Origin of the sequence: Candidatus Frankia nodulisporulans (genome assembly GCF_902806475.1) — a bacterium.
GTDB classification, from domain to species: domain Bacteria; phylum Actinomycetota; class Actinomycetes; order Frankiales; family Frankiaceae; genus Frankia; species Frankia umida.
Window position 1 is genome coordinate 1 of record NZ_CADCWS010000166.1, and the last position, 9,692, is coordinate 9,692.

7 protein-coding genes are annotated in these 9,692 nt (G+C 73.1%); 3 read left to right on the plus strand and 4 right to left on the minus strand.

What is annotated here, in order from left to right; all coding sequences use genetic code 11:
- Nucleotides 1-72 precede the first annotated feature (72 nt).
- Complete coding sequence (gene gabT / locus G6R24_RS14525; RefSeq protein WP_163549786.1) at nucleotides 73-1,467, minus strand: 4-aminobutyrate--2-oxoglutarate transaminase; 1,395 nt, start codon at nucleotides 1,465-1,467, stop codon at nucleotides 73-75.
- Between the two features lie 260 nt (nucleotides 1,468-1,727).
- Between gabT and G6R24_RS14530 the strand changes: the two genes are divergently transcribed.
- Together G6R24_RS14530 and G6R24_RS14535 are read left to right on the plus strand one after the other, a co-directional pair.
- Nucleotides 1,728-3,170 (plus strand): aldehyde dehydrogenase family protein, encoded by a 1,443-nt coding sequence (locus G6R24_RS14530; protein ID WP_163549787.1) that lies wholly within the window; start codon nucleotides 1,728-1,730, stop codon nucleotides 3,168-3,170.
- A 10-nt stretch (nucleotides 3,171-3,180) separates the two neighbouring features.
- Entirely contained in the window at nucleotides 3,181-4,035 is an 855-nt protein-coding gene (locus G6R24_RS14535) for a PHP domain-containing protein (RefSeq protein WP_163549788.1), read from the plus strand.
- Nucleotides 4,036-4,043: 8 nt separating this feature from the next.
- On the opposite strand, the gene G6R24_RS14540 is transcribed toward G6R24_RS14535, so the two are convergent.
- Nucleotides 4,044-4,547 carry a MarR family winged helix-turn-helix transcriptional regulator gene (locus G6R24_RS14540; RefSeq protein WP_163549789.1) on the minus strand — a complete coding sequence of 168 codons (504 nt, stop codon included), beginning with the start codon at nucleotides 4,545-4,547 and terminating at the stop codon, nucleotides 4,044-4,046.
- Nucleotides 4,548-4,807: 260 nt separating this feature from the next.
- Between G6R24_RS14540 and G6R24_RS14545 the strand changes: the two genes are divergently transcribed.
- Complete coding sequence (locus G6R24_RS14545; RefSeq protein ID WP_163549790.1) at nucleotides 4,808-5,950, plus strand: Mrp/NBP35 family ATP-binding protein; 1,143 nt, start codon at nucleotides 4,808-4,810, stop codon at nucleotides 5,948-5,950.
- Nucleotides 5,951-6,156: 206 nt separating this feature from the next.
- Here the strand turns inward: G6R24_RS14545 and tatB are convergent, their stop codons facing one another.
- Together tatB and G6R24_RS22485 are read right to left on the minus strand one after the other, a co-directional pair.
- The gene (tatB, locus tag G6R24_RS14550) at nucleotides 6,157-6,774 is read right to left on the minus strand and encodes a Sec-independent protein translocase protein TatB (protein WP_163549791.1); all 618 of its coding nucleotides are present in this window, start codon (nucleotides 6,772-6,774) and stop codon (nucleotides 6,157-6,159) included.
- Between the two features lie 66 nt (nucleotides 6,775-6,840).
- Nucleotides 6,841-9,417, minus strand: a complete 2,577-nt coding sequence (locus G6R24_RS22485; protein WP_225438539.1) for a trypsin-like peptidase domain-containing protein — start codon at nucleotides 9,415-9,417, stop codon at nucleotides 6,841-6,843.
- Nucleotides 9,418-9,692 lie beyond the last annotated feature (275 nt).

The window sequence follows — 9,692 nt, forward strand, 5'->3', positions numbered from 1 at the left end:
CCCAGTACACGTCGGCGCACGTCGACACTCACCGTGTCCGAACCGCCGCGGGCCGCCGGTCAGCCGGTGGGGTCAGCCGGTGGGGTCAGCGGGTGGGAGGATCTCGGCGCAGGCCTCGGCCAGGACGTCCAGGCCGTCCTGCAGAAGCTCGTCGCTGATCACGAAGGGTGGCAGCAGGCGCAGGACGTTGCCCCACGTACCGGCGGACAGGACGATCAGGCCGCGGCGATGGCAGGCGGCGGCGACGGCGGCCGCCCGCGCCCGGTCGGGGCTGTGGTCGCCCTGGCCGCGCACGATCTCGACGGCGAGCATCGCGCCCCGACCCCGGACGTCGCCGATGGCGTCGTAGCGGTCCGCGAGGGCGCGCAGCCGGGGCAGGGCGAGTTCGGCGATATGGCGAGCCCGACCGGCCAGGTCACCGGACTCGATCAGGTCGATGGTCGCCAGTGCCGCCGCGCAGGCCACCGGGTTGCCACCGAAGGTGCCGCCGAGACCACCGATCTGCGGGGCATCCATGATCTCGGCGCGGCCGGTGACGGCGGACAGCGGCAGGCCACCCGCGATGCCCTTGGCGGTGACGATCAGGTCGGGGACGATGTTCTCGTCCTCGCAGGCGAACATCGTGCCGGTGCGGGCGAAGCCGGTCTGCACCTCGTCGGCGATGAACAGGATGCCCGCGTCCGCGCAGAACTCGGCCAGGCGCGGCAGGAAACCGGCGCCGGGCACGATGAAACCCCCCTCGCCCTGGATCGGCTCGATCACCAGGGCGGCCACCGCCCCGGCCCCGATCTCGGTGCGGATCAGGTCGATGACCTGGGCGGCGGCCTGTTCGCCGCAGTGCTGCGGCCCGCCCGGCCAGCGGTAGGGGTAGGCCAGCGGCAGCCGGTAGATCTCCGGGGCGAACGGGCCGAAACCGGCCTTGTACGGCATGGCCTTGGCGGTCATGGCCATGGTGAGGTTGGTCCGGCCGTGGTAGGCGTGTTCGAAGACGACGACGGCGCCACGCCCGGTCGCCGAACGGGCGATCTTGACAGCGTTCTCCACCGCCTCCGCACCCGAGGTGAACAGGGCCGAGCGCTTCTCGAAACCGCCGGGGGTCAGCCGGGCCAGCGCCTCGCAGACGCCGACGTACTCCTCGTACGGCGTGACCATGAAACAGGTGTGGGTGAACCGGCCCGCCTGCGCGGCCACGGCCGCGACCACCTCGTCGGCGGCGTTGCCGACACCGGTGACGGCGATACCCGAGCCAAGGTCGATGAGCGTGTTGCCGTCGACGTCGACCACGACGCCGCCGCCCGCCGCCCGCGCGAACACCGGCATCGTCGAACTCACCCCGCGGGCCACGGATCGGACCCGTCTGGTCGACAGCGCCCGCGAACGCGGGCCGGGAATCTCGGTGACCAGGCGGCGGGTCTGGGGCAGCCCCGACCCGCCTCGACCCGACACCGAAAGCGTTGGTTCGTCCATCGGCTCGGCACCTCCAGGGTGTCTCCTCAGACCGGCCAGCCCACCCGCCGGTCACCGGCCAGTCGGCCGCCAGTCGGCCATCGCCGCAGGCAGGCCGCCCGGACGTCGGCCCGCGGCCACGACGGACGGGCCCGCCGGTGGGCAGGCCCACGACAGTGCCCGACCCGGGCGTGGATGGCCACTCCCGGCGACGGGATGCGCCTAGGATGACCTCTGAACCGCTTCGCCGCCGAACAGGGAGCCGACCACAAAGATGCGTGATGGCTGAGGTCCGGCCGTTCTGGCTCGCGGGCCGGCCGGCGCAGGGTACGGCGGAGCTCGAGGTGCGCCATCCCTACGACGGTGCGCTGGTGGCCACGGTCGCCCAACCGTCCGCGGCGCAGGTCGAGCAGGCCGTCGCCGCCGCGGCGGCGGTCGCCTCGCAGCTGGCTGCGTTGCCGGCGCATGTGCGCGCGTCCGCGCTCGGGCATGTGTCCCGGGAGATCGCCCGGCGCGGCGACGAGATCGCCCGGCTGATCACCGCGGAGAGCGGCAAGCCGCTGACCTGGTCACGGGCCGAGGTCGCCCGGGCCAGTTCGACGTTTCGCTGGGGAGCGGAGGAGGCCCGCCGGTTCGCCGGCGACCTGACCCGGCTCGACACCGACCCGACCGGCGAGGGCCGTCTGGCGCTGTCGCGGCGCTTCCCCCGTGGGCCGGTGCTGGGCATCGCCCCGTTCAACTTTCCGCTGAACCTGGTGGCGCACAAGGTCGCGCCGGCGCTGGCCGTCGGGGCGCCGATCATCGTGAAACCCGCGCCGCGCACCCCGCTGTCGTCGCTGCTGCTCGGTGAACTGCTCGCCGAGACCGATCTGCCCGCCGGTGCCTTCTCGGTGCTGACCGTCGACAACGACGTGGTCGGCGCGCTGGTGGCCGACCCGCGGCTGCCGGTGGTGTCGTTCACCGGGTCGGGTCCGGTCGGCTGGTCGATCCGGGACGCGGTGCCACGTAAGCAGGTCGTCCTGGAACTGGGCGGTAACGGCGCGGTGCTGGTCGCGCCCGACTTCCACGCCCCCGGGGACCTGACCCGGGCCGCGGGGCGCATCGCGCTGTTCGCGAACTACCAGGCCGGGCAGTCGTGCATCGCCGTGCAACGGGTCTACGTCGACCGGTCACTGCACGACGAACTGCTCGGGGAGATCCTCACCGCCGTGCGGGCGCTGCGCGACGGCGATCCCAACGATCCGGCCACCGACGTCGGCCCGCTCATCGACACCGCCGCGGCCGAACGGGTCGAGACCTGGATCGGCGAGGCGGTCGCGGCCGGCGCCACCCTGCACTGCGGCGGCACCCGCACCGGTGCCAGCGTCGCGCCCGCGGTGCTGACCGGTGTGCCCGAGTCGGCCCGGCTGGTCCGCGAGGAGGTGTTCGGGCCGGTGATCGTCGTCGCCCCGGTCGACGGGGTCGACGACGGCTTCGCACGGATCAACGACAGCGCGTTCGGTCTTCAGGCCGGGGTGTTCACCCACGATCTCGCGACCGCGTTCCGCGCCCACCGCGAACTCGTCGTCGGCGGCGTCGTCGTCGGGGACGTCCCGTCCTACCGGGCCGATCAGATGCCCTACGGCGGGACGAAGAACTCCGGCATCGGCCGGGAGGGCCTGCGTTCGGCCATGACCGATCTCACCGAGGAGCGAGTTCTCGTCCTCACCGGCCTGGACCTGTGACGATCGAACGGTGACGATCGACCTGCACACCCATTCCACCGCGTCGGACGGGCTGGACGCCCCCCAGGAACTGGTGCGCCGCGCCGGGACCGCCGGGCTCGCCGTCGTCGCGCTGACCGATCATGACACGACCGCCGGGATCGACGCGGCCGCCGCCGCGCTGCCCCGCGGGCTGGTCCTCGTGCCCGGCGCGGAGATCTCCTGCTACGTGCAGGTGGACGAGCGGCGGATCGCCCTGCACGTGCTGGCCTACCTGTTCGACCCGGCGGAGCCCACGTTCGCCGCCGAACGGGCCGAGGTCCGCAGGCACCGGGTCACCCGGGCCCGTCGGATGGTGGAACTCCTGCACGCCGACGGGCATCCGGTGCGCTGGGAACGGGTCAGCGAGCTGGCCGTCGGCACGGTGGGCCGGCCGCACGTGGCCGCCGCGATGGTCGAAGCCGGCCTGGTACCCAGCATGGACGCGGCGTTCAGCCGCTCCTGGATCGGCCCCGGCGGGCCGTACCACGTGGGCAAACAGCAACCGGACGTGTGGCGGACGCTGGAGCTGATCCGCGCCGCGGGCGGGGTCAGCGTGTTCGCGCATCCCTATGCGAGCCGGCGCGGTGTCACCGTCGGCCCCGAGGTGATCGAGCGGATGGCCGCCGCCGGGCTCGGTGGCCTCGAGGTCGACCATCCCGACCACGACGACGACGAACGGCGCCGCCTGCGCGCCCTGGCCGCCGACCTCGACCTGTTCACCACCGGTTCGAGCGACTACCACGGTGCCAGCAAACCCCAGGGGCTCGGCGCCGAGACGACCAGCCGCGCCGCCTACGAGCGGCTCGTCACCACCGCCACCGGCGCGACCCCCATCACCGGATAGGCCGACTCTCAGACTCCGCGGCCGCAGGTTCCCTCGCGCGGGGAACCGAGCCGCTCGAGCAGCACGGCGAGCTGTTCCTGCTCGGCGCGGGAGTAGTGGCTCAGCACGTGCCGACCGACGCCCTTGAGATGGGTGCCGGAGGCCACCCGGAGCCGGTCCAGCCCCTGCGGGGTGAGCACGGCCAGCGTTCCCCGCGCGTCGGACGGGCAGGAGCGACGGGTCACCAGGCCCTCCCGTGCCAGCCGGTCGACGAGCCTGGTCAGGCCGCTGCGGGAGAGCAGGACCGCGTCGGCGAGCTCGCTCATGCGCAACTCGTGTTCCGGCGCCTCGGAAAGCTGGACGAGCACGTCGTAGGAGGCCAGCGGCAGGTCGTGCGCGCGCTCCAGTTCCGCTTCCAGCACCCGGCTGACGTGCGCGTGGGCCTGTAGCAGCGACCGCCAGGCACGCATGCCGCGGGCGTCCACCCAGACGCTGTCCGTCTCAGAACTGGCGCCGACCGTGTCCTCGACCATCCCGAGCCCTCCCGCCACACCCCGAACCAGCCTATGTGCCCCGGTCGCCGGACCAGCCCGCCCCGCCCAGGCCCGTCACCTCGACAACGTCCCAGCACCTACCGATAAATTCCGCTCTCGAAGTCAGATGAATGACAGCTTGGATGGGTGGCACACACCCGGGCATCGCCGCAACACCGCCGAGGCGCGCGCGGGCTATCGTGGATGCACAGGCGGCCCCGGGGGTCGCATCTGGTGCCAATCAGTGACTGAGGTTTCCCTTGTCCCCATCCCGGCCTTCCACCGACGCGATCCAGTCGGCTCTGGCGACGGTCAACGATCCCGAGATCGGCCGTCCCATCACGGAGCTGGACATGGTCTCGGCGGTCCACGTCCTCGATGACGGCTCCGTCAGTGTCACGGTGCTGCTAACCGTGTCTGGCTGCCCGATGCGAGATGAGATCATCAGCCGCGTCAGTCGCGCGGTCGGCGCCGTCGAGGGGGTGCGCTCCGTCCAGGTCGACCTGCAGGTCATGTCGGACGAGCAGCGCAGCGCCCTGCACACGAAGCTACGCGGCGGTATCGCCCCCAAGGTCATCCCGTTCGCCCAGCCGGGCTCCATGACCCGGGTGTACGGCATCGCCAGCGGCAAGGGCGGCGTCGGCAAGTCCTCGATCACCGTCAACCTGGCGGCGGCGATGGCCCGTTCGGGGCTGTCCGTCGGTGTGCTCGACGCGGACATCTACGGCCACTCGGTGCCGCGGATGCTCGGCATCGACCGCCCGCCGACCCAGGTCGACAAAATGATCATGCCGCCGCAGGCACATGGCGTGCGGGTCATCTCCACCGGCATGTTCACCCGCGGCAATGAGCCGGTGACCTGGCGTGGCCCGATGCTGCACCGGGCCCTCGAGCAGTTCCTGTCGGACGTCTTCTGGGGCGACCTGGACGTTCTGCTGCTCGACCTGCCGCCCGGCACCGGTGACATCGCCATCTCGCTGGCCCAGCTCGTCCCGTCCTCCGAACTGCTCGTCGTCACGACACCGCAGCTCGCCGCCACCGAGGTGGCCGAGCGCGCCGGCACCATCGCCGTGCAGACCCGGCAGAACGTGGTCGGCGTCGTGGAGAACATGGCCTGGCTGCCCTGCCCGCACTGCGGGGAGCGGGTCGACGTGTTCGGCTCCGGCGGTGGTGCCGCGGTCGCCGAGCGACTCACCCGGGTCCTCGGCCACGACGTGCCGCTGCTCGCCCAGGTCCCGGTGGACGTCCGCCTGCGTGAGGGCGGCGACAACGGTGTGCCGCTGGTCATCGGCGAGCCCGACAGCGAGGCCAGCAAGGCGCTGAGCTCGGTCGCGGATCGGCTCACCTTCCGCTCCCGCGGCCTCGCCGGCCGCAGTCTCAACCTCACGCCCGCCGGCCGCTGAGCGCGGCCAGCCCCCGTCCCTCCGGAAACAGCCGGTTCCAGCAGCCTGTTTCCGGGGGGACGATTCTCGTTGCGGGTCTTGTTTCGAGCCGGGAGCACAGGCCATAGACCAGCCCGGGGTGATCCAACCCCCGACCTCCGACCCAGCCCGGGTGTCAGCCGCCGGCCCAGATGGTCAGCCGCAGCCAGGGCCGGGGCCGAGCAGTGTCAGGTGGCGTCCGAGTCGAACGGGATGCTGGGGGTCGGCGGCGGGGTCGCGCCCGCGGAGACCTGGTGCGTGGGCACGCCCCGCGGCGCGGTGGCCTTCGCCCCCGTGCCCTTCGCCCCGGCGGCCTTTGACAGCAACGGCGAGACGACCGCTGGCTGCGCGCCGACAGCGCCACCGGCGTCGGCACCGACCGGCGGCTGCGACGCGACGGTGGGCGGCACGGCCGGCACCGGCGGGGCGGGGCTGACCGAGGTCGCGGGCAGGGATGGTGCGCGACCCAGCGGCGGCGACTTGGTCAGCGACGGGCTCGGAGTGTCCTCGGCCAGCAGCAGCGCGTCGAGCGAGGTGCGCTTGGTGAGATACGGCGGCAGCGGCTCGTCGTCGAACAGATGCTTGCGGACGAAGGTCTTGGGATGCAGATCCCGGATGTCGAGATCGTCGAACTCGGGGCCGAGTTCGGACCGCAGGTCGTTGCGCATCCCCGTGGCCGTCTGGCGCAACTGGCGCAACATGCGGCCGGCGTCCCGCGCGGCTTTGGGCAGCCGATCGGGGCCGAAGACGAACAGCCCGATCACCAGCAAGGCGACAACTTCACCCCAACCGACACCGTTGAACACCAGCCGAGCGTACCCCGCCCGATGTCACCGCGAGGTTCGACCAGGCAACGAACGGGGGCCAGGAACTCAACCAGGTTGTTCCTGAAGTGTCAGCTGGGTGGTTCTGGTCGCACCGCCACGCACATAGGTGGCCGAGATCTTGTCGCCGACCCGGTGCAGCCGCGCCGCGACGTTGAGATCGTTGGTCCCGCGGATGGCACTCACATCCAGCTTGGTGATCACGTCGTTGGCGCGCAGACCAGCCCGCGCCGCCGGCCCATCCGGCGTCACGGCGATCACCCGTGCCCCGGGCACCCCGCCGGACGCCTGCGCCTCACCGTCGGTGATGGTCGCGGTGGCCGCGCCCACGTAGGGGTGCGTCGCACGCCCGGTCGAGATGATCTCCTGTGCCACCGAGCGGGCGAAGTCGATCGGAATGGCGAAGCCCACCCCGATGCTGCCGCTCTGCCCCTGGTCCTCGCGCCCGGGCACCGCGGCGATCGCGGCGTTGATCCCGACCACCTGGCCGAGCGAGTCGAGCAGCGGACCGCCGGAGTTACCCGGGTTGAGCGCGGCGTCCACCTGGATCGCCCCGATCAGCACGGTCGGGGCCGCACCGTCCGTCGCCGGCACCGGCGGGTTGCGGTCGAGCGCGCTGACCACACCGGTGGTCACGGTGCCCGACAGCCCGAGCGGTGCGCCGATCGCGACGACGGGTGCCCCGACCACGAGCGAACCCGACTGGCCCAGCGTGGCCGCCGGTAGCGGCGTGCTGGCCGGAACACGCAGCACCGCGAGATCGGTCTGCGGATCGCGTCCGACGACCTGGGCCTGGATACGGTTGAACTCCTGGTAGCGGGTGACCGTGATCGGCGACCCGGCCGCGATCGCCGGTGCGATCACATGATTGTTCGTCAGGATGTAACCGTCCGAGCTGAGGATCACGCCCGAGCCGGTGTCGCCGCCGTCCGCCGCGTCGCCGCCGACGTCGATGGTGACCACCGTCGGGAGCATCGCCGCCGCGATCGCGGCCACGCTGCGCCGATCGGTGACCGGCGCCGGGTTACCCACCCCGAGCGTCTTCACCGGCTCGACGTTGGGATCACCGGTGGTGATCACCACCAGCAGGCCACTGACCACGCCACCCACCAGCGCCGCCGCGACCAGGCAGGCCACCAGCACCCGCAGGCCCACCTGAACGGGCCGGCCACCGACCCGTTCGGCGAGCCCGCCGGCGCGCCCGGACGTCGCCCCGTCGTCGGCACCGTCGACGCGTGCCGATTCCGGGGGCCCGGCGTCACCTCGCGGGCCGTCGGAGGCAGCGGACGGTGCCGGATGCCCGGAACCGTCCGACCGCTGTCCCGCCGCCCGGGCGCCGACCCGCGACCGGACCGGCGCGGTGGGCCGTCCCGCCGAGTCGCCGCGGCGGGCCACTGGCTCGAGCGTTGTCACCGACCCGGCCCGGCCGGCCTGCTCCGACGGCGGGGAGTCCGACGGCCGGGAAACAGCCGGCAACGCCCGTCCCGACGCTGCTCCGGGCGAGCTTGACCGCCCGCCGCCGGTCGCCGGGGCGATGCTCGTCACCGGCGGGACAGCCGGACGCGTCGACCTCGCCACCGGCGCGGCGGGCGCCGCCCCGCCCGTCGTCGAGGTAGTCGCCTGGGTGACGGCGGGCCGTTCCATCCGGCTCGCGCCCGTGCCCGCGTTTCTGCCACCGGTGGCGGTGGCTCTGCCGCCGAGATTGCCGGCGACGCCGATTGCCGCCCGAACCATGCCCGGAGCTACCCGATCCGCGCTGGCGCGCAGACTCCACACCCGGCCAGGACGGGAATGCCGCTCACCGCCTGGCCGGTCACCCACCTGCCGCTCGCCGCCTGGCCGCTCGCTGGTTGGCCGTTCGCTGCCTGGACGCTCGCTGGTTGGACGCTCGCCGCCTGGCCGTTCTCCGCTTGGCCGTCCGCCGGGATGGCGGTTGCCGACATGGTGCTCACCGCTGTCAACGCCGGGCACCGCGGCACCGCCCGTGACACGACCGGAGTGACGGCCATGACGCGCACCCGAGGCCGGGCGCGCCCGGTCCTCCCCCGGTGGCGGAACCGGCGGGCGAGCCGGCGGCCGAGGGCTGGCCTGCCGCCCCGTGGCCGGTTGCCCGGCGGGCAACGGCTCCGGGGCCGGCCGGGCCTGGGTCGGCAGCGGCGGGCCCGCCGTCTCGGTCGTGCCCCCTGGACGCGGTGGCGACACGGGCCGCTCAGCGGGCGCGAAGGAGGGGGGCGGACCCGCGGGCGCCGCGGAATCGGCACCGGCGACCGGCGCGGCCGCGGCGGCAGCGGGCGGTGCGGACGCCGCGGGCGAGGGGCTACGTGGGAGGTCGGGCGGTGGATTCTGCGGCATCCGCGCCGAGGTCGATGGAATGGTCGTCTCCGCGCGGACGCCCGGACCGCCGGGGCGACCGTCGGTGATCCGGTCGCCGAGCCGCCGCGGTTGGGCGGCGGGAGGTTCGGCGGCGGGAGGTTCGGCGCCGAGGCGGGAGGCGTCGCCGGCTGGCGCCTTCTCGGAGATGTCCGTGCCGGGTTCGTCGCGGGTCGACTGATCCGCGGCGGGCAGGTCGGACGCGGGCGGGCGGGCAGCGATCGGCGAGGACCGTTCGAGGCCCCGAGGTCTCATCGGGGGCTCGAACCTGTTCACACTCGCGATCGTCGCCTCGCTGGCGCTGCCTTCCACACGACCTCCCGGCTCGGCGCGTCGCAGGGCACGGTGGAACATCGGCAACCAGTTCCGTCCTGGAAGGCCCACGCAACGACCCCGAGCGGGTAACACGGTAAAGCCTTACCGCGAGATAGAGGAGCCCCCTACCACAGAACTGGCCGAAAAAGACTTCTCCTGCCCCCGGGTAATCGCGCTCGGCGCCGGTGGGACAGCAGCGAATGCCTGATCGGCTG